16 protein-coding genes are annotated in these 20063 nt (G+C 70.8%); 10 read left to right on the forward strand and 6 right to left on the reverse strand.

The features are described 5' to 3' along the window. Positions 1–69: 69 nt before the first annotated feature. The 3 genes from glgX (at position 70) to P3T35_RS03050 (ending at position 5865) form a co-directional block, all read left to right on the forward strand. The gene (gene glgX / locus P3T35_RS03040) at positions 70–2217 is read left to right on the forward strand and encodes a glycogen debranching protein GlgX (protein ID WP_101381271.1); all 2148 of its coding nucleotides are present in this window, start codon (positions 70–72) and stop codon (positions 2215–2217) included. After that, the gene (locus P3T35_RS03045; protein ID WP_101381272.1) at positions 2214–4376 is read left to right on the forward strand and encodes an AGE family epimerase/isomerase; all 2163 of its coding nucleotides are present in this window, start codon (positions 2214–2216) and stop codon (positions 4374–4376) included. Before glgX ends, P3T35_RS03045 begins: the two co-directional genes overlap by 4 nt. A 109-nt stretch (positions 4377–4485) precedes the next feature. Then, the gene (locus tag P3T35_RS03050) at positions 4486–5865 is read left to right on the forward strand and encodes an IS701 family transposase (RefSeq protein ID WP_280704061.1); all 1380 of its coding nucleotides are present in this window, start codon (positions 4486–4488) and stop codon (positions 5863–5865) included. A 112-nt stretch (positions 5866–5977) separates the two neighbouring features. Here P3T35_RS03050 and P3T35_RS03055 read toward each other — a convergent pair whose 3' ends face one another. The 6 genes from P3T35_RS03055 to P3T35_RS03080 all read right to left on the reverse strand — a co-directional run bounded on the left by P3T35_RS03055 (position 5978) and on the right by P3T35_RS03080 (position 10759). Next, complete coding sequence (locus tag P3T35_RS03055) at positions 5978–6967, reverse strand: TMEM175 family protein (protein WP_101381273.1); 990 nt, start codon at positions 6965–6967, stop codon at positions 5978–5980. A 91-nt stretch (positions 6968–7058) separates the two neighbouring features. Beyond that, positions 7059–7745, reverse strand: a complete 687-nt coding sequence (locus tag P3T35_RS03060; protein ID WP_101381274.1) for an EthD family reductase — start codon at positions 7743–7745, stop codon at positions 7059–7061. Between the two features lie 32 nt (positions 7746–7777). Continuing rightward, positions 7778–8086, reverse strand: a complete 309-nt coding sequence (locus P3T35_RS03065) for a muconolactone Delta-isomerase family protein (RefSeq protein ID WP_101381275.1) — start codon at positions 8084–8086, stop codon at positions 7778–7780. Between the two features lie 26 nt (positions 8087–8112). Continuing rightward, positions 8113–9594, reverse strand: coding sequence for an ankyrin repeat domain-containing protein (locus P3T35_RS03070; RefSeq protein WP_101381276.1), 1482 nt, complete (start codon positions 9592–9594; stop codon positions 8113–8115). 47 nt (positions 9595–9641) lie between these two features. Further along, the gene (locus P3T35_RS03075) at positions 9642–10073 is read right to left on the reverse strand and encodes a VOC family protein (RefSeq protein ID WP_101381277.1); all 432 of its coding nucleotides are present in this window, start codon (positions 10071–10073) and stop codon (positions 9642–9644) included. Beyond that, positions 10070–10759 carry an NAD(P)H-binding protein gene (locus P3T35_RS03080; protein ID WP_101381278.1) on the reverse strand — a complete coding sequence of 230 codons (690 nt, stop codon included), beginning with the start codon at positions 10757–10759 and terminating at the stop codon, positions 10070–10072. Before P3T35_RS03080 ends, P3T35_RS03075 begins: the two co-directional genes overlap by 4 nt. Before the next feature lie 341 nt (positions 10760–11100). Here P3T35_RS03080 and P3T35_RS03085 point away from each other — a divergent pair, with 341 nt between their 5' ends. The 7 genes from P3T35_RS03085 (at position 11101) to P3T35_RS03115 (ending at position 20056) form a co-directional block, all read left to right on the forward strand. Beyond that, the gene (locus P3T35_RS03085; protein WP_180356526.1) at positions 11101–12591 is read left to right on the forward strand and encodes an MFS transporter; all 1491 of its coding nucleotides are present in this window, start codon (positions 11101–11103) and stop codon (positions 12589–12591) included. A gap of 73 nt (positions 12592–12664) precedes the next feature. After that, positions 12665–13132, forward strand: a complete 468-nt coding sequence (locus tag P3T35_RS03090; RefSeq protein ID WP_101381280.1) for a nuclear transport factor 2 family protein — start codon at positions 12665–12667, stop codon at positions 13130–13132. Between the two features lie 159 nt (positions 13133–13291). Continuing rightward, the gene (locus P3T35_RS03095) at positions 13292–14131 is read left to right on the forward strand and encodes a type 1 glutamine amidotransferase domain-containing protein (RefSeq protein ID WP_101381281.1); all 840 of its coding nucleotides are present in this window, start codon (positions 13292–13294) and stop codon (positions 14129–14131) included. A 121-nt stretch (positions 14132–14252) separates the two neighbouring features. Continuing rightward, the gene (locus tag P3T35_RS03100; protein ID WP_101381282.1) at positions 14253–15929 is read left to right on the forward strand and encodes a thiamine pyrophosphate-binding protein; all 1677 of its coding nucleotides are present in this window, start codon (positions 14253–14255) and stop codon (positions 15927–15929) included. Positions 15930–15976: 47 nt separating this feature from the next. Then, positions 15977–16573 carry a DJ-1/PfpI family protein gene (locus tag P3T35_RS03105; RefSeq protein ID WP_101381283.1) on the forward strand — a complete coding sequence of 199 codons (597 nt, stop codon included), beginning with the start codon at positions 15977–15979 and terminating at the stop codon, positions 16571–16573. After that, a complete protein-coding gene (locus tag P3T35_RS03110; protein WP_101381284.1) occupies positions 16570–18546 on the forward strand; it encodes an alpha-1,4-glucan--maltose-1-phosphate maltosyltransferase in 1977 nt (658 codons plus the stop codon). Before P3T35_RS03105 ends, P3T35_RS03110 begins: the two co-directional genes overlap by 4 nt. 1 nt (position 18547) lies before the next feature. Then, positions 18548–20056: a phosphotransferase gene (locus tag P3T35_RS03115; RefSeq protein ID WP_101381285.1), complete on the forward strand. Its 1509-nt coding sequence runs from the start codon at positions 18548–18550 to the stop codon at positions 20054–20056. Positions 20057–20063 lie beyond the last annotated feature (7 nt).

Consider the following 20063-nt stretch of genomic DNA (forward strand, 5'->3'; position numbering starts at 1 on the left):
CCGGAAGGCGGAAAGACGGCCGGAATCAACAATTCCGGGTGCAGTATGGGTAGGGAGTTGACAGCACATATGACTCAGGGTAAGACGGTACAGACGGAAGTCCCGAGGGATCTGATAGCGCGGGCACCGGTGACTACGGGCCGTCCGCAACCGCTGGGCGCAACGATCGACGCGACTGGCGTGAACTTCTCGCTCTTCTCGGAGCGGGCCTCTCGCGTCGAGCTGCTGCTGTTCGACAGCTATCACGCCCTGCAGCCGGCCCGGGTCGTCGAGCTCGACCTGGAACGGCATCACAGCTACCACTTCTGGCACTGCCACGTGGCCGGTCTGAAGGAAGGACAGGTGTACGCCTACCGAGTCGACGGTCCGCATGACACAAGGGACAGCGGCAGCCGGTTCAACCCGCGCAAGGTACTGCTGGACCCTTATTCACGCGCCAATATCAACATCCTCTGGGACCGCGCTAGGGCGGTGGGCCCGGAGGACAACTGCGCGTACGCCATGCGGAGCATGGTCGTCGATCTGGACGACTACGACTGGGAGGGCGACAAGCCCCTGCGCACCCCGATGGCCGACTCGGTCATCTACGAGATGCACGTCGGCGGGCTGACCGCTTCGCCGACCTCGCGGGTGGTGCACCCCGGCACCTTCAGCGGCGTGGTGGAGAAGATCCCGTACCTCAAGGAGCTCGGCGTCACCGCGGTCGAGCTGCTGCCGGTCTTCGACTTCGACGAGCGCGACGTGCTGCGGATCGGCCCGGACGGCCGGCCGCTGCGCGACTACTGGGGCTACAACCCGTACGGCTTCTTCGCCCCGCACAGCGCCTACTGCTCCGACCCGTGCGGCTGCCTGCATGTCATCGAGTTCCGCGACATGGTCAAGGAGCTGCACAAGGCCGGGATCGAGGTGATCCTGGACGTGGTGTTCAACCACACCTCGGAGGGCAACGAGCACGGCCCGATGATCAGCTTCCGGGGCCAGGCCAACGAGGTGTACTACCACCTCTGGCCGCAGGACCGCCGGCACTACATGGACTTCACCGGCTGCGGCAACGCGATCAACGCCAACCACCCGGCGGTGGCGAAGTTCATCATCGAGTGCCTGGAGTACTGGGTCACCGAGCACCACGTGGACGGCTTCCGGTTCGACCTGGCCTCCGAGCTGTCCCGCGGCGCCGAGGGCTACGAGATGGAGACCCCGCCGCTGCTGTGGGCGATCGAGCTGTCCGGGATCCTCGCCGAGACCAAGATCATCGCCGAGCCGTGGGACGGCGGCGGCCTCTACCAGGTCGGCCGGTTCCCGGGCCGCCGCTGGGCGCAGTGGAACGGCCCGTTCCGCGACGACGTGCGGCGCTTCGTGCGCGGTGACGCCGGCCTGGTCGGCACCCTGGCCACCCGGATCGGCGGCTCCCGCGACCTGTTCAGCAGGGCCGGCGAACTGCCCACCAACAGCGTCAACTTCCTCACCTGCCACGACGGGTTCACGCTCAACGACCTGGTCAGCTACAACGGCAAGCACAACCACGCCAACGGCGAGGCGAACGCGGACGGCAGCGACGAGAACTTCAGCTGGAACTGCGGCGTGGAGGGACCGAGCGACGACGAGTCCGTCGAGCGCCTGCGGGTCCGCCAGATCAAGAACATGGCCGCGATCCTGCTGCTCTCCCGCGGCGTGCCGATGATGCTGGCCGGTGACGAGTTCCGCAACGGCCAGGGCGGCAACAACAACGTCTACTGCCAGGACAACGAGATCTCCTGGCTGGACTGGGAGCAGGCGGAGAAGGAGACCGAGGTCCTGGACTTCTTCCGGGGCATGATCGCCTTCCGCAAGGAGCACGCCTCGCTGCGTCAGGCGCGGTTCTTCGACGACCGCCGCAACGAGCGCGACCTGCCCGAAGTCACCTGGCACGGAACCCGGTTGGAGCAGCCGGGCTGGGAGGACCAGGACGCCCGGGTGCTCTCGCTGACCCTCGCCGGGTTCGAGGGCGACCCGGATCTGCACGTGATCCTCAACATGTACCACCTCGGCCTGGACTTCGAGCTGCCGCACATCCCGGGCCACCACTGGGCGTTGGCCGTCGACACCGCGCGCGGCCCGGGGGAGGACGTCCGCCCGGCCGGCTCCCGCGTCCCGGTGGACGGTCGATCCTTCCACGCCCACGGCCGCAGCGTCGTCGTGCTGACCTCGCTGCCCAACGACGGAGGTTCCAACCGATGAGCACTCCCGACACCAGGCGCACCTACTCGGACAGCATCGCCGGCTACATCACCAGCTACGAGCCGACCAAGGAGCGCTTCGGCCTGCGCACCTCGGACGGCCGCGAGGTGGTCATCCACCTCGGCGAGTCGGTGAACTCGCAGATCGTCCGCAACCTCGGCGATCCGGCTCGCGACACCACCGGGGCCACCAGGGACATGCTCTCCGAGGGCCGCTACGTCTTCGTCTACGGGATCTTCTACCAGTGGGACGGCGGGCAGCGGATCGAGGCCCGGCAGATCACCTTCCCGGAGGAGAAGCGCGGCGCCTACGTCTTCGAGCACCCGAACTGGTGGGTCCAGCAGGCCGAGCAGATCGCCGACTTCTACCTGCGCGGGCACTTCCCCGACGGGGTCTACGACTGGCGCAACTTCCGCACCAAGCTGACCCTTTCGGGCACCCACCCGACGGAGACGGCGGGCGCCGAGGTGCGCCAGGAGACCGACACCATCTCCCGGCTGGTCTACGGCCTGGCCACCGCCTTCATGCTGACCGGTGAGGAGCGCTTCCTGCGCGCCGCCGAGTCCGGCACCGAGTACCTGCGCGAGCACATGCGGGTGGTCGACGAGGGCGAGAAGGTCGCCTACTGGTACCACGCCATCGACATCACCGAGGGCGCCCAACGCAAGGTCTTCGCCTCGGAGTTCGGCGACGACTACGACGCCATCCCGATGTACGAGCAGATCTACGCGCTGGCCGGTCCCACCCAGACCTACCGGATCACCGGCGACCCGCGGATCCTCAACGACATCGACCACACCGTGTCGCTGTTCGAGAAGTACTTCCGGGACACCGAGCGGGGCGGGTTCTTCTCGCACCTCGACCCGATCACCATGGACCCGCGCTCCGACTCGCTGGGCCGCAACCGGTCCCGGAAGAACTGGAACTCGGTCGGTGACCACGCCCCGGCGTACCTGATCAACGCCTACCTCGCCACCGGCCGGGCGGACTACGCCAAGCTGCTGGAGGAGACCGCCGACACCATCACCAAGTACTTCCCGGACGAGCCCAACAGCCCGTTCGTGCAGGAGCGGTTCCACGCCGACTGGAGCCCGGACCGCACCTGGGGCTGGCAGCAGGACCGCGCGGTGGTCGGCCACAACCTCAAGATCGCCTGGAACCTGACCCGGATCCGCAGCCTGGTCGACAAGGCCGAGTACACGGCGCTGGCCGAGCGGATCGCCGAGATCATGCCGCCGGTCGGCAGCGACCAGCAGCGCGGCGGCTGGTACGACGTGGTGGAGCGCCAGGCCGACCCGGCCACCGGCGGTCACCGGCTGGTCTGGCACGACCGCAAGGCCTGGTGGCAGCAGGAGCAGTCGATCCTCGCCTACCTGATCCTGGCCGGCGTCTCCGGCGACCCGGAGCACAAGCGGCTGGCCCGCGAGGCGGCGGCGTTCTACAACGCCTTCTTCCTCGACTACGACGACGGCGGCGTGTACTTCAACGTGCTGGCCAACGGCATCCCCTACCTGCTCGGCACCGAGCGGCTCAAGGGCAGCCACTCGATGGCCGGCTACCACGCGCTGGAGCTGTGCTACCTGGCCGCCACGTACACCGGCCTGCTGGTCAACTCCTCGCCGCTGACCCTGCACTTCCGGCCGCTGCCGGAGTCGTTCCCGGGCCGGGTGCTGCGGGTGGCGCCGGACCTGCTGCCGGTCGGCAGCATCCAGATCGACCAGGTCTGGATCGACGACCAGCCGTACGACGACTTCGACCCCAAGGGTCTGACCGTCAACCTGCCCGAGAGCGCCGAGCCGCTGCGGGTGCGGGTGGTGGTCGAACCGGTCGAGATGCGGATGCGGATCTCCAGCGAGTTCGACGGCAAGACCGCGCACATCAAGCTGGCCGGCGTGGTCGACAAGGACGAGCTGGACAAGTTCCGCCGCGGGCTGACCGAGGCGCTCTCGGTCCGGCCGCAGCCGCAGCGGGTCGAGTTCCACCTCTGCGAGGTGACCGAGATGACCCGTCCGGCGATCAACGAACTGCTGTTCCAGCGCACCAAGGCGGGCATGGACGTCGACTTCGTGGTCGTCGGCTGTGCCCTGCCGGAAGTGGCGCAGGCACTGGCGGCGACCGACGCCTTCCTGCTCGATCCCCGGGAAACGTGCGAGAGCTGACCTGCGGAGTTGAACACGTCTCTGTCCTTCTTACGCGCCCCCGACGCGGAGAAGGACAGGGCCATTTGGCGGGGCCGGTCCCCGTCATCGGAAAGCGAAGGAGCTAGCTGTGTCGACGATTTCGCACCGCCGCGAATCGTTCGCGGGGGAGCGGCAGGACGAAATCTCCGAGTTCTGCCAGGGCCTGTTCGCGCCCTTTGCCCGCTCTGACCAGCGGCGATGGGGCGAGGTGTACCTCCGCGGCCTGCTGCACGCACAGGGCCGCAAGACCCCTGCCAACATCTCCGAGCATGTGCTCGGCCGGCGGGCGGTCCAACCCATCCAGCAGTTCGTCAATCAGAGCACCTGGTCGTTCGAAGGGGTTCGACGCCATCTCGCGGAACGGCTCTGCGCCGTGACCACGCCGAAGGCCTGGTCCTTCGACGAGGTGGTGTTCCCCAAGAACGGCGCGCGCTCGGCCGCCGTGGGGCGGCAGTTCGTCGCCTCCGAGGGCCGGATGATGAACTGCCAACTCGCACTGGCGTCGTCGCTGGTGCACGAGAACGGCAGCGTGCCGGTGAACTGGCACCTGATGCTGCCCCGGCACTGGGATCAGGACGAGGAGCTGCGCGGCCACGCGCACATCCCCGAGGAGCAGCGGCACCGGCCTCGCTGGCGGTACCTGCTGGAGTCGGTGGACGAGATCCTGATCGACTGGGACGTGCCGGCGGCACCGGTCCTGGCTGACTGGAGTTTCGAGAACGACGTCGAGCCGTTGCTGCTCGGCCTGGAGGAGCGCGGCCTGGGCTACCTCGTTGAGGTGGCGCCGAGTGCCAAGCTGATGGTGCGCCGCCCGGTCGGACCGGGCGGGATGCAGTACTGGGCCGCCTCGGACGTGGCTCGCGACCTCGGCGAGCACGGTGAACGGGTGGTGCTGGCCTGGCAGGAGAAGCCGGACAACCGAGCCCGGCACTCGCAGTTCCTGGTCGGCCGGCTGCCGTCCGCGCAGCCGCCGGCCCGCCGGGTCGGACCGCACATCCCGGGGCACCGGCCGGCCGCCCGCCACCTGGTGGTGGAGTGGCCGTTCGGGCGTCCGCAGCCGCGCACCTACTGGGTCACCAGCCTGCCGGTCGCCCGGCTGCACGAGACGGTGGCGCTGGCCGAGCTGCGGCACCGGGCCGTCCACGGGTTCCAGAAGTTGCAGGACTTCGGTCTCGGCGACTTCGAGGGCCGGTCGTTCCGCGGCTGGCACCACCACGTCACGCTGGCCTCGGCCGCGGCCGGCTTCCACGCGCTGCGGGAGCTGAACGGACCGGACGACGAGTCGCAGGCCCTCGAGGTGACGGGTGCCGAGTCGGCGGGCGCCGAGTCGTCCGCCGACGCGGACGACGAGCTGACGCCTCGTGACGAGGAGCTCTACGAGGACGAGCTGCTGGACGAGGAGATCCTGGAGGCCGAGGAGGAGTTGGAGGACGAGATCCGCGACGAACTGCGGGCCGAGGTCCGCTGACGCGAGTCGTCCTTGCGCCGCCGCGCGGCACGACGGGCCGGCGCCCCCGCCAGGGGCGCCGGCCCGTCGGCCTACCGCACCGGGGCACGTCGCTCGGCCGGTGCCGGACCGGTCAGCGCTGCAGTGCCAGCACCTGGGCGGTGCGGCCGCAGGTGGGGCACGGCTGCTGCGCCGCCTTCGGTGGGCCGGGAGGCGGTGCGGCAGCCGGCCCGGCGCCGGGCACCGCGGTGTCGGCCGCCGGTGCGGCGGGGACGGCTGCTGCGGCGGGGACGGGCGGTGCGGCATGGACGGCCGGTGCGGTTGGTGCGGCATGGACGGCCGGTGCCGCGGCTTGCGGTGCGGGCGGCTGGTCGGTCGACGTCCCGACCTCGGCCGGCGGCTCCGCCAGCCCGGTCATCCGGTGCACCGGCGACCGCGAGTGCAGGTCGTGCTGCTGTTCGCTGGTGCTGCCCAGCACCTCGACCATGTAGAAGAGCAGCAGCACGCCGAAGATGGTCATGCTCGCCACCGCGCTGGCCAGGCCGACCAGGGTGGCCCCGAGGTACATGATCGGGCCCATCAGGAAGTGCTTGCGCATCACCGCGGCCTGCGCCGGGGTGATGTTGCGCCCCAGGTGCCGGTGGCCGACCGAGGCGTAGATCCAGACCGCGTTGAACGGGATGCCGCCCAGCGTCAGGGTCAGTCCGTAGAAGACCGCCGCGGTCTGTTCCCCGTGGCCCGTGCTCATCGCCTCGGCCAGCACATGGGTGGGGAACGGGATGAACGAGACGTTCATCAGCAGCAGAAGGTTGAACAGCATCAGCGGGCGGTCCACCCGGCGGATGTAGAACAGCATGGTGTGGTGGTTCATCCAGACCATGCCGATGATCAGGAAACTGATCACATAGGCACCCAGCGACGGCCACTGCTGGGTCAGCCGGTGCAGCAGGGTGCCGTCACCCTGCGGGACCTTGATGTCCAGGATCAGCAGGGTGATGGCGATCGCGAACACGCCGTCGCTGAACGCCTCCAGGCGGCCGGTGCTGATCTCGAAGTTCTCCGGTACGCCGGAGGCGTCGTGCTGCTGGTCGTGCTGGTGCTCGTGATGGTGAAACGGCCTCACTGTGGTCCTCCCCGTGGTACGGCGGCGGCCCGGGGACAGCCGGCGGGCTGTCCCCGGGCCGACCAGTGCCAGGGATGTGTCGGGAACGATGTCACTCGGTGCCGATGATCCAGTGCTCGACGGCCGCCACCTGGTGGATGTAGCGGGGCTCCACGAACTCCTTCAGATCGGCCAGCAGGGCGGCGAACTCCGCGGACTCGTAGGCGGCGGTCAGCGCCTCCTCGGTCTCGAAGTTGAACAGGTAGATGCCGTCCAGCAGGGTCTCGCCGAGGGTGTACCAGCCGTCACGGGCGAACTGCTGGCTGTACCGGACCAGGCCCGGCAGCTGCAGCGCGACCTTGCTGTGCTGCTCCAGGCTGCGGGTCCGGAACTCCTCGACGGTGGTGCCGTTGGTCCGCTTGACCAGCAGCAGCAGCTTGTACGGGTGCGCGTGCTCCGGGCCGGGGCCGGGCAGCACCACGTTGGCCTCGGTGTCCAGCACCACGGTGCGCCAGAACGCGGCCCAGTTGGGCTCGTCCAGCCGGGCGCCCTGCAGGAACTCCGGCGTCTGGAGCGAGGCGATCTGCTCCTCGTCGTTCTCCAGCCAGATCTCCGCGACGCCGCTCCACAGCGGGTCCGCCGGCTCCGGGCCGAGCGGGATCCGGGTGTCGATCGCGTACTTGCGGATCTGCGGGATCTTGCCCGCGAAGTTGGGCGCGTGCACCTCCAGCCAGTAGCGCTGGAACTCCTGCTCGCTCATCCCCGGCTTGGGGTGGGCGAAGATGAACTGGTGGATCATCGGTTCTCCTCGGTGGACGAGCTGGCGGCGGATCAGACCTGGTAGCGCTTCTTCACGTCCTCGGCGAAGCCGAGGTAGTCGCGCAGCGGCCAGACCTCCTCGAACTCCAGGTACTCGCGCATCGGCAGCCGGCCGAGCGCGGTGCGGTCGAGCTCCTCGGCATCCGGGGAGTCGATGATCGCGATCACCCGCTTCTGCGCCGCGACCTTCCAGATGCCCACGCAGAAACCGGAGTTGATGGTCTCGACGGCGTGCTCGGCCTCGGCCTGCTCGACCTCCCAGAGCTCCTCGAGGGAGATCCGGCCCTCGTGCTTCCACTTCATCTGGACGTAGAACAGCATGCTGTGCTCCTCTGTCTGAAGGTCGATCAGCTTGCGGTGCTGGTGAGTTCGGCGACCAGCGGGTGCTCGGCGCCGAAGGTGTCCACGGCGATGTCACGCGGCGTCTTGCCGTCGTGGCCCACCAGGTCGGTGCGGGCGCCGGCGGCCAGCAGGATCCGGGCGCAGTCCTCGTAGCCGTGCCAGAGCGCGTCGTGCAGCGGGCTGTAGCCGTTGGTGGCGCCCTGGAAGTCCAGGTTGATGCCGTCGGCGTTGACCAGCAGCGTGGTGATCTCGGCGTGGCCGTTGTAGACCGCCTTGTGCAGCGGCACCGCGCCGAAGCACGGCTCCACCGCGTTGACGTCGGCACCGGCCGCCAGCAGCTGCCGGACGATCCCGGTGTGGCCGTCGCGGGCCGCCACGTGCAGCGGCTGGTGGCCGTCGTTGAAGCCGTTGAGGCGCGGGAAGACCTCGTCGGTGCGGGCGCCGGCGGTCAGCAGCTCGGCCACCTTGGCGGCGTCGTCCGCGGTCACGGCGGCCATCAGCTGCTGCGCCTCGACGGCGGCGCTGTCCCCGGCCCGGCGGTCGTTCAGGTACTGCTCGGCGCGGAGCAGCAGGTCCTTGCCCCGGGTGTTGACGTTGAGCTCGTACTCGAAGTGCTGCTTCAGCGAGAACCCGTAGTGGGTGTAGACCTCCAGGCCGGCGCCCTGCTCCAGCAGGTACTCCACCAGCTCCGGGTACTTGAACCAGAGCGCGTCCATCAGCGGGGTGTGGCCGGTGGTCGGGGCCACCGCGTCCACGAAGGCGCCGGCCTCGACCAGCGCCCGGGCGACCGCCACGCTGCCGCCCTGGCAGGCCTTGTGCAGGGCGGTGGCGCCGGCCCGGCTGTCCGCGGTGAGCGGGTCGGCGCCGTGCGCCAGCAGCACCTTGACGGTCTCCGGGTCCGCCTGGCCGGCCGCGATCATCAGCGGGGTCAGGCCGCTCTCCGCGTCCCGGGTGTTGGCGTCCGCGCCCTGGGTGAGCAGGGCGGCCACCTTCGCGGTGTCCCGCGCCCAGACCGCGTCCAGCAGCGCCGGGCTGTCGTGCCGGCTGCGCGGGTCGTCGTCGCCGCGGATCGCCCGGATGATCTGGGACGGGTCGGTGTAGGACTTCCAGCGCACGATCTTGCCGTGGCGCACGGTGAGCCACTGGACGAACTCGATCTCGAAGGGCAGACCGGTCGCCTTGATGGTGGACTGCTCCTGGATCACGCCGGCCGCGAAGTCGCCGTCGACCGAGATGCGGACCAGCTCCTCCTTGTCCACCTGGGCCACGCCGGTGAAGACGCCGAGGCTGTCCAGCACCCCCTGGCGGCCGCGGACGGTGCCGATCCACGCCATGTCGTCGTTGTAGCCGGGCACCGGCGCGTAGTTGATCCACTCGACGTCCTCGGCCAGGCAGTCGAGGGCGGTCGGGAAGTCGCCGCTGGTGAGCGCGGTGAACCAGCGCTCGGCGACCGCGCGCGTCTGGGCGGTCTGCTCGGATTCGGTCATGTCGGTGCTCCTCCTCAGGGGGCCGTCGGGAACCGACGGCGTGCGGCTCAGAGCCAGTCGGCCTGGATGAACTCGATGTAGTGGCCCTCCGGGTCGCGCACGAAGAGGGCCTTGACGCCCAGCGCCGGCACATCGGCCACGTCGGTCACCAACTCGGCGCCGCGCGCCTTGAGTTCGGCGGCGGTATCGGCCAGGTCGGCGACGTAGAAGGCGAGTTGGCTGACCCCGCGAAGGGCGCCGTGGTTCGGCGGCAGCGGGCGGCGCTGGTCGATGCCGTTCGCCACCCGCATCAGCTCCACCACCTGGACGCCGTTGCCCAGATACGCCACCTCGGCGTCGAACTGCGGGAACTCCAGCCCGCGGATCAGGGTGAAGCCGAGCACGGTGCGGTACCACTCGGCCATCGCCGGCAGGTCCGCCACCGAGAGGCAGGCGGACAGCCCGAGCACCGGCAGCGGGGCCCGGGCCGGCGCGGTCATCGGGCCACCGCCGCCGAGTCGTGGCGCAGTGCGCCGAACAGCCGGGGCCAGTCGCTCGCGGCGCCGCCGGACTCGTTGTAGATCTCGAAGGTGAGGCCGTTGCCCTCGGGCAGGTAGAGCGCGTTGACCAGGGCCTCGGCCACGTCGTCCCGGCAGATCTTGCCTTCGCCGGTGTCGCCCTGCTCCAACCTGACCTGGCTGCCCGCCGCATGGCGGTCCGTCAGCCAGCTGGGGCGGACCACCGTGTAGGGCAGGCCGCTCCCGCGCACCGCGTCCTCGCCGGCCAGGCGCCAGTCCAGCAGCCGGCCGTAGGAGTTCATCGAGTGGCTCTTGCGGGTCACGTAGATCTGGCTGACCAGCGCGACGTGCGGCCGGGAGCCGTCCGCCGTGGCGGCCGCCAGGGCGCTCAGCACGCCCCGGTGCATGGTGGCCTCGGGGCTGTCCGGGCCGGAGTCGGAGGTGCCCGGCTCGACCGAGAAGACCAGCGCCGACAGTCCGGCCAGCGGCGCCGCCAGGGTGCCCGGGTCGCGCACGTCGGCCCGGAAGTACTCCACCTCGCCGGCGCGCCGCGCGGCATGCGATCCGCGACCCAGCACGCGCACCCGCTCGCCGCGGTCCAGCAGCTTGTCGACGACCAGTCGGCCGATTCGGCCGTTGCCGCCGATGACCGCGATCGGACTGTCCATGGTGCTCCCTCCAGAGCCGCTCAGAGCTTGCTGTCACTATCGCAACGACTCCGGGTCAAACCGCTCGTCGAGGGACAACTGGCCTGCCATTACGTTCATTCAAGGCGCAGGCCGCGTCACTGTGGACCCGACGTGACGATGCACTCACGGATGGCTTGACTGCGGTGTCAATGGGACCGCTACCCTCGCTGCGTGCCGTGCCCGGCCCTCTCCGTGCTGCCCTGACGGCGGCTCAACCACTCCACGTCCACTCAGGAACGATGGCCGGCAAGCCGCCTCGCCGACCCCGCTGGGCACGTGACCTCTCCCCCTCCCACGGAACCGCGAGGAGCCTGACAACCATGAGTGACGTGCAAAGACCCGCTACGGTCGACGCCGACCCGTCCGCCAGACGCAAGACGATTTCCCTGCTGATCCTGTGTGCCGCGGTCTTCCTCGACTCGCTGGACAACTCCGTGCTCGGTGTCTCGCTGCCGAGCATCAAGCACGCCCTGAGCCTCTCCGACGGCGCGCTGCAGTGGCTGGTCTCCGGCTACACCGTCGGCTACGGCGGCTTCCTGCTGCTCGGCGGCCGGGCCGCCGACCTGTTCGGCCGCAAGCGGACCTTCATCGCCGCCACCGTGGTCTTCATCATCGCCAGCCTGCTCGGTGGTGTGTTCACCGACGGTTCGCTGCTGGTCGGCACCCGGGTGCTCAAGGGCATCGCGGCCGGCTTCACCGCGCCCGCGGCGATGTCGTTGATCACCACGACCTTCAAGGAGGGCGCCGAGCGCAACCGGGCGCTGGGCATCTTCGCGATGACCGGGGCCGGCGGCTACAGCTTCGGCCTGGTGCTCTCCGGTGTGCTGACCGAGATCAACTGGCGCCTGGTCTTCTTCGTGCCGGCCCTGATCGCCTTCGGCGTGCTGCTCGCCAGCCCGATGATCATCGGTGACAAGTCCGGCAGCGCCGCACGGCGCCGCGGCAGCTTCGACCTGGGCGGCGCGATCAGCGCCACCGCCGGTGTGATGCTGCTGGTCTACGGCCTGGTGCAGGCGCCGGCCTGGGGCTGGGGCTCGGCCGCCGCGCTGGGCACCCTGGCCGGCGCGGTGGTGCTGCTGGTCGCCTTCGTGCTGATCGAGGCCCGGCACCGGGCGCCGCTGGTGCCGCTCTCCATCTTCCGCTCCTCGACCCTGAGCAGCGCCAACCTGGTCAGCGTGGTCTGGGCCTGCTCGACCATCGGCTGGCAGTTCGTCGCCAGCCTCTACCTGCAAGAGACGCTGCACTACAGCGCGCTGCAGACGGCGTTCGCCTTCCTGCCGCTGGGCGTGGTGATCGTGATCACCGCGAAGTTCGCCTCCGGCCCGCTGGTCAGCCGGTTCGGCGTCCGGACCGTGGCCACCGCCGGCATGCTGATCCAGGGCGTCGGCGTGGTGCTGTTCCTGCGGATCGGCCACCAGGCCGACTTCGCCACGGTGCTGCTGCCGGCCATCCTGATCCACGGCATCGGCAACGGCCTGGTCTACCCGACGGTCAACATCGCGGGCGTCAGCGGCGTGGCCGACGAACGCCAGGGCGTGGCCTCCGGCCTGATCACCGCGGCCTACCAGATCGGCGCCGGCGTCGGCGTCGCGGTGCTCGCCGCGGTGCTGACCGCCACCGCCACCACCGGGTCGGGCGCCGGCGTGGTCAACTACCGCTGGGCGTTCCTGGTGGCCGCCGTGTTCTCGGCGGCCGGCGTGCTGATCGCGCTGTTCGGCATCCGCCCCAAGGCCGCCGCCTCCACCCCGGTGGCCGGCGCGCTGGCCGACGAGCCCGCCACGGCGGACACCCGCACCACGACGGCCGGCTGAACCGCCGCCCCGCCGCACCAGGCACCGGCCGGGGTCCCGGCCGGTGCCTGTCCTCTGACGGAGGGCCAACTCCATGACCAGACGACGCTGGTGGGGCCTGGCACTCGGCCTCGCCGTGCTGCTCGCCGCGGCAGCGGTGACGCTGAGCCTGGACCCGGTCCGGGCCACCGTGATCGAGGCGGTCCGCAGCGATCCCACCGCCGGCAGCCCGCAGACCCTCGACCAACTCCCGCCCGCCGCCCGGGCCTACGTGGACGCGGTGGCGGCGAAGAACCTGGACGGCCTGGTGGCCGCGTTCGCCCCGGACGGGGTGGTGGTCGACGTCGGGCGGCAGATCCGCGGCCGCGACGCGATCCGGCAGTGGGCCGGCAACGAGGTGATCGGCGGGCGGCTCACCGTGCTGCGCGCCACCGCGCGCCCGGGCGGCACCACGATGCTGGTGGTCTTCGCGCCCGGCGGCTCCGGGGGGTTCCGGGCCGACTACGCCTTCGACCTCAGCGGCGGCCTGATCAGCCGGGCCGAACTGACCTACGCCGACTGATCCGCGGGTGACTCCGCACAGTACCCGGACGGATCTGACGCCAGCCCAGGCCGCCGAATGCAGCCCTCGAACCCGTCTCCGGGCGCTGCTACACCTGGATGGGACGTCCTGAGCCCCGCACGCGTCCCACCGAAAACCTCCACCTAAGGAGCCTCGCAGATGGCGAAGAAACGAATCCTCATCGTGCTCTCCGAGTACGGCTACTGGGGCGAGGAGCTGATCGGCCCGCTGGAGACCTTCGACAAGGCCGGTTACGAGGTCACCTTCGCGACCCCGACCGGCAAGCGCCCGGTGGCACTGCCGCCGAGCTACGACCCGGAGTACATCGACCCGCCGCTCGGCAAGTCGGTCACCACCGGGGAGATCGCCGACAAGGTGAAGGCGCTGGAGGCGTCCGACCGCCTGGACAACCCGCTGGACATCTCCTCCTGGCTGCCCGACCGCCCGTACCGCAGCCGCCCGGACTTCCTGCGCGCCTTCGAGACCTACCACACCCGGCGCGACCACGTGAAGGCGCAGATCGGCGAGCGCTACGACGGGCTGCTGATCGTCGGCGGCTCCGGCCCGATCGTCGACCTGGCCAACAACTGGCGGGTGCACGACCTGATCCTGGCCTTCCGCGACCTCGGCCTGGTGGTCGCCGCCGAGTGCTACGGCGTGGCCTGCCTGGCCTTCGCCCGGGAGATGGACGACCGGGTCAGCATCATCAAGAACAAGCACGTGACCGGCCACTGCATCGAGTACGACTACAAGGACGGCACCGGCTTCATGGGCACCGACTTCGTGATCGGCCCGCCGCCGTACCCGCTGGAGTACATCCTGCGGGACGCGACCGCCCCGAACGGTGCCTACCACGGCAACTTCGGCCACGAGACCTCGGTGATCGTGGACTTCCCGTTCGTCACCGGCCGTTCCACGCCGGACTCCTACCTCACCGGCCAGAAGGTGGTCGAGGTGCTGGAGCACGGCCTGCGCCAGTGGGGCTTCAACGCCGGCTGAGCCACGGCCCCCGGACCGGGCGGGCGGTCGCATCCGGCGCGCACCGCGCGGCCGCCCGTCCGCTTCTCGATCGACCGCAGCACCACAGCTCCAGATCCGACCTTGCAGAGATGAGGCTGAGATGGCCGGCAGCAGGCCCGCCCGAGTGGCGATCCACGAACAGTTCAGGGCCGACGGCGTGCAGTACATGTTCGGCAATCCCGGCACCGTGGAGCAGGGATTCCTGGACGAGCTGCGCGACTTCCCCGACCTGCAGTACGTGCTCGCCCTGCAGGAGGCCGTGGTGGTCGGCATCGCCGACGGCTACGCCCGGGCCACCCGCAAGCCCGCCCTGCTCCAACTGCACTCCGGGGTGGGCCTGGGCAACGGCATCGGCATGCTCTACCAGGCGATGCGCGGCCACGCGCCGCTGGTCTGCATCGTCGGCGAGTCGGGCCTGGCCTACGACAGCATGGACGCCCAGATGGCCGCCGACCTGGTCGGGATGGCCAAGCCGGTGACCAAGTGGGCCACCCGGGTGGTGGATCCGCAGTCCACCCTGCGGGTGCTGCGCCGGGCCTTCAAGGTCGCGGGCACCCCGCCCTACGGGCCGGTGCTGGTGGTCCTGCCCGCCGATGTGATGGACCAGGAGACCACCGAGGACGCGGTCCCCACCTCCTACCCGACCACCACCAGCGTGCCGGACGCCGCCTGGGTCGAGCAGGCCGCCGCGCTGCTCGCCCCCGCCCGCCACCCGCTGATCCTGGCCGGCGACGGCGTCCACTTCTCGGGCGCCCAGGGCGAGTTGGCGGAGTTCGCGGAGGCCTGGGGCGCCACCGTCTGGGGCGCGGACTGGGCCGAGGTCAACCTGCCGGCCTCGCACCCGCTGTTCGGCGGCCAGCTTGGCCACATGTTCGGCGAGGCCAGCGCCAAGGTCATCAACCCGGCGGACGGGGTGCTGATCGTCGGCACCTACACCCTCAACGAGGTCTACCCGCTGCTCGACGGCGTCTTCGCCCCGGACGCCAAGGTGGTCCACGTCGACCTGGACAGCGGGGCGATCGCCAAGAACTTCCCGGTGGACCTCGGTCTGCTGGCCGACCCCAAGGCCACCCTGCCCCGGCTCACCGAGGCGCTGCGCCGCCGCCAGACCGGTGAGCAGAAGGCGGACGCGGCGGGCCGGCTCACCAACGCCACCCAGCAGCGCAAGATCGCCGAGCTGGAGAAGGCCGCGCTGGACATCGCCGGGGTCGGCCACGACCCGCTCTGCGCCGAGCTGTTCGGCTGGGAGCTGGCCAAGCACCTGCCCACCGACGCGGTGCTCTTCGACGAGGCGCTGACCAGCTCGCCCGGCCTGTTCCGCCACCTGCCGGCCGATGTGCCCGGGCAGTGGCACCAGACCCGCGGCGGCTCGCTGGGTGTCGGCATCCCCGGGGCGGTCGGCGCCAAGCTGGCCCACCCGGAGCGCGAGGTGATCGGCTTCACCGGCGACGGCGGCAGCATGTACACCGTGCAGGCGCTCTGGACCGCCGCCCGCTACGGCATCGCCGCCAAGTTCGTGATCTGCAACAACGGCCGCTACAAGCTGCTCGATCTGAACATCGAGGAGTACTGGAAGACGGTCCACGTCGAGCACCACGAGTTCCCCGGCCCGTTCGACCTCGACCACCCCGCGATCGACTTCGTCAAGCTCGCCGAGTCGCTGGCGGTGCCGGCGGTGCGGGTGGAGAAGCCCGAGCAGGTGGCGCCGGCGATCACCCGGATGCTGGCCCACAACGGCCCGTTCCTGATCGACCTCGTCATCGGCCGCACCGCCTGACCCGATCGGCCCCGACCGAGCCAACGTCTGCGAAGGGAGAGCGCGCCGTGGCGCTGAACGGCCAGAAGATCGCCGTCCTGATGGAGAGCGACTTCTACGAACCGGAGATCCTCTACTACCAGCGCCGGTTCGCCGAGGAGGGTGCCGAGGTGCACTTCCTCACTCGGCTCTGGGGCAGCGAGCGACTGGTCTTCCGGGGTCACGAGCACCGGATGCCGTTCGAGGTCTCGGAGTCCTTCGAGGACCTGGACGAGTACGCGCTCAAGGAGTTCGCGGCGCTGATCGTGCCCTCGGGCATCGTCGCCGACCGGCTGCGCTACACCGAGGACGTCAACCAACTGCCGCCGGCCGCCGCGCTGCTGCGCCGGGCCTTCGCCGATCCGGCGATCATCAAGGGGATCATCTGCCACGGCATGTGGCTGGCCGCCCCGATCCCCGCGGTGATCCGCGGCCGCCGCGCGGTGGTGCACAACAACCTGCTGGGCGACCTGCGCAACATGGGCGGCGTCTACGTGGACGAGGACGTGGTGGTCGACGAGGACCTGGTCACCGCCCGCACCGGCAACCACTGCCACCTGTTCGCCCGGCAGATCATCGAGGAGCTCGGCAAGCGCGCCGCGCGCCGCGTCGGGAGCCTGGCATGACCGATCTGGCCGCGCGGCCCCAGCAGACCCCGAGCGGTGAACTGCCGCCGCTGGCCGGGCGGATACCCGTGATCGACGTCAGCCCGGTGGTGGCCCAGGGGCGGCGCCCGGCCAAGGCCGTGGTCGGCGAGAGCTTCCTGATCAGCGCGACCGTGTTCCGCGAGGGCCACGGCCGGCTCGGCGCCAACGTGGTGCTGCGCGACCCGGACGGCCGCCCCGGACCGTGGGTTGCGATGCGGGAGCTGGCGCCCGGCACCGACCGCTGGGGCGCCGAGGTCACCGCGGACGCCATCGGCCGGTGGAGCTTCACGGTGGAGGCCTGGAGCGACCCGGTGGCCAGCTGGCTGGACCGGGCCGGCGTCAAGATCCCGGCCGGGCAGGACCTCGAACTCACCCTGGAGGAGGGCGCGCTGCTCCTTGAGCGGGTGGCCGCCGGGGTGCCCGAGGGCGGCGGCCGGACCGCCGTGCGCACCGCCGTGGCCGGGCTGCGCGACCGCGGCCGGACGCCGCTCGCCCGGCTGGCGGCGGCACTGCTGCCGCGGGTCGCGGCGGTGCTGGAGCGCTATCCGCTGCGGGAGTTGGTGACCTCCTCGGCGCCCCTGCCGCTGCAGGTGGAGCGGCGGCGGGCGCTGTACGGGTCGTGGTACGAGTTCTTCCCGCGGTCCGAGGGCGCCACCTTGAACCCCCCGCGCTCGGGCACCTTCCAGACCGCTGCCGAGCGGCTGCCGGCGGTCGCCGCGATGGGCTTCGACGTGGTCTACCTGCCGCCGATCCACCCGATCGGGCAGGCCTACCGCAAGGGCCCCGACAACACCCTGACCCCGGGCCCCGACGACGTCGGCTCGCCGTGGGCGATCGGCTCCCCCGAGGGCGGCCACGACGCGATCCACCCGGACCTGGGCACCATCGAGGACTTCGACGCCTTCGTCGCCCGCGCCGGCGAACTCGGCCTGGAGATCGCCCTGGACTTCGCCCTCCAGGCCTCCCCCGACCACCCCTGGGTCAACAAGCACCCCGAGTGGTTCAGCCACCGCATCGACGGCACCATCGCCTACGCCGAGAACCCGCCCAAGAAGTACCAGGACATCTACCCGATCAACTTCGACCAGGACTTCGACGGCCTGGTGGCCGAGACCCTGCGGCTGCTGCGCCACTGGATGGGCCACGGCGTGCGGATCTTCCGGGTCGACAACCCGCACACCAAGCCCGTCCACTTCTGGGAGAAGGTGATCGGCGAGATCAACCGCACCGACCCCGACATCATCTTCCTGGCCGAGGCCTTCACCCGGCCCGCGATGCTCCAGACGCTGGCGAAGGTCGGCTTCCAGCAGTCGTACACCTACTTCACCTGGCGCACCACCAAGCAGGAACTCACCGAGTACCTCACCGAGTTGACCGAAGAGACCGGTGCCTTCCTGCGCCCCAACTTCTTCGCCAGCACCCCGGACATCCTGCCCCGCCAGCTGCAGCACGCGGGACCTGCGGCATTCGCGATCCGCGCCGTGCTCGCCGCCACCCTGTCGCCCAGCTACGGCATCTACGCCGGCTACGAGCTGTACGAGAGCGCCCCGTTGGGCGACGGCGAGGAGTACCTGGACTCGGAGAAGTACCAGCTGCGCCCGCGCGACTGGGCCCGCACCGACACCCTGGCCCCGCTGCTCACCCGGCTCAACGAGCTGCGCCGGGCCCACCCGGCACTGCAGGACCTGCGCAACCTGGAGTTCCTGGAGACCGACAACGACCAGGTGATCGCCTACACCAAGCGCACCGGCGACGACCGGGTGATCGTGGTGGTCAATCTGGACCCGGAGCAGGTGCAGGAGGCCATCGTCACCGTGCCCGAGGAGCTCGCACCCGCCAAGGTGCGCTGCGAGTTCAACGGCGAGGAGTACCGGTGGCACCGGCACAACTACGTCCGGCTCGACCCGTCCCGCAGCCCGGCCCATCTACTGACGGTCCGTCAGGAGCCCTGAGATGCCCGCGACCCTGTGCGCCACCTGCCTGAACGCCCAGCACGGCGACGACCTCCAGGCCGACGGCCTGCTCCGCCCGCTGCTGCCGGCCCTGCTGCCCTGGCTGGTCACCCGCCGCTGGTTCACCCATGAGCAGGGGCACCTGGAGGAGCTGCGCCCGGTCAGCGCCAGCGTGCTGGACGGCGAGCAGGGCGGCGACCGCACCCCGGTGCTGCTGCACTCGCTGCTGGACGCCCGGCACGGCGCCGACGTGTCGCACCACTACCAGCTGCTGGTCGGGCTGCGCCCCGAGCTGCCCGAAGGGCTGGGCCGGGCGGTGATCGGCCGGGCCCAGGGCGGCCGCTGGGACGGCTGGACGCTCTACGAGGCCACCGAGGACCACGAGTTGATGGAGCGCCTGCTGGAGCGCACGGTCGGACCGGGCGGCGAGGGGGGCCTGCGGATGTCGCTCACCGGCGCCCCGGCGGTGCCCACCGGGCTGAGCGCCCGGGCGCTGGCGGTGGAGCAGAGCAACAGCACGGTGGTCTTCGGCGACCAACTGCTCTTCAAGCTGTTCCGGCAGCCCGAACCGGGCCCGCACCCGGAGACCGACGCGCTGCGCGGGCTCACCCAGGTGCACTGCCGCCGGATCCCGGGCCTGGCCGGCTGGCTGCACACGGACGGCGGCGAGCCGGTGGTGCTCGGCATCCTGGAGGAGTTCCTCCCGGCGCGCGGCGACGGCTGGCAGCTGGCCGTCGAGCAGGCCGCCGAGTCGATCAACTGCTCGCTGCGGAGCGTCCCGGTGCTGGACTGCTTCACCGAGGACTCCCGGGCCCTCGGCGCGGCCGTGGCCGAGGTGCACGCCTCCCTCGCGCAGGCCTTCGGGCAGGTCACCCTGACCCCCGATGACGTCGCCGCCCAAGTCGACCAGCTCCGCCGGGAGCTGCGCGCCGCGGTCCAGGTCGTCCCCCAACTGGAGCCCTACGCCGGCCGGCTGGGCGGCCTCTACGAGGACTGGGGCAGACTCGCCGGGCGCGGCCTGCGGTACACCGCGCAGCGGATCCACGGCGACCTGCACCTGGGACAGGTGCTGAGCACCGAGGACGGCTGGAAGGTGATCGACTTCGAGGGGGAGCCGGCCCGCCCGGTGGCCGAGCGCTACCAGCCGCAGCCGGTGCTGCGCGATGTGGCGGGCATGCTGCGCTCCTTCGACTACGCCGGCCAGCAGGCGCTGGCCGCGCTGCCGGAGTCGGCCGCGGTGGCGGACGGCCCGCTCGCCGAGTCCGCCGAGCAGGCCGCCGCGCGGATGCGCCGCAGCCGCCGGGCCTACGCCTGGTCGGTGCGCAACCGGCGGGCCTTCACCGCCGGCTACGCCGCGGCCGGCGGCATGGACCCGTACTGCCAGCCGGTGGCGCTGCGTGCCTTCGAGGCGGAGAAGGCCGTCTACGAGGCGGTCTACGAGGCCCAGCACCGCCCCGACTGGCTGCCCATCCCGATGGCCGCGATCCAGCGCCTGGTCTTCGGCCGCTGATCCCGCC

It is taken from the genome of Kitasatospora sp. GP30, assembly GCF_029892145.1.
Classification (GTDB): Bacteria; Actinomycetota; Actinomycetes; order Streptomycetales; family Streptomycetaceae; genus Kitasatospora; species Kitasatospora acidiphila.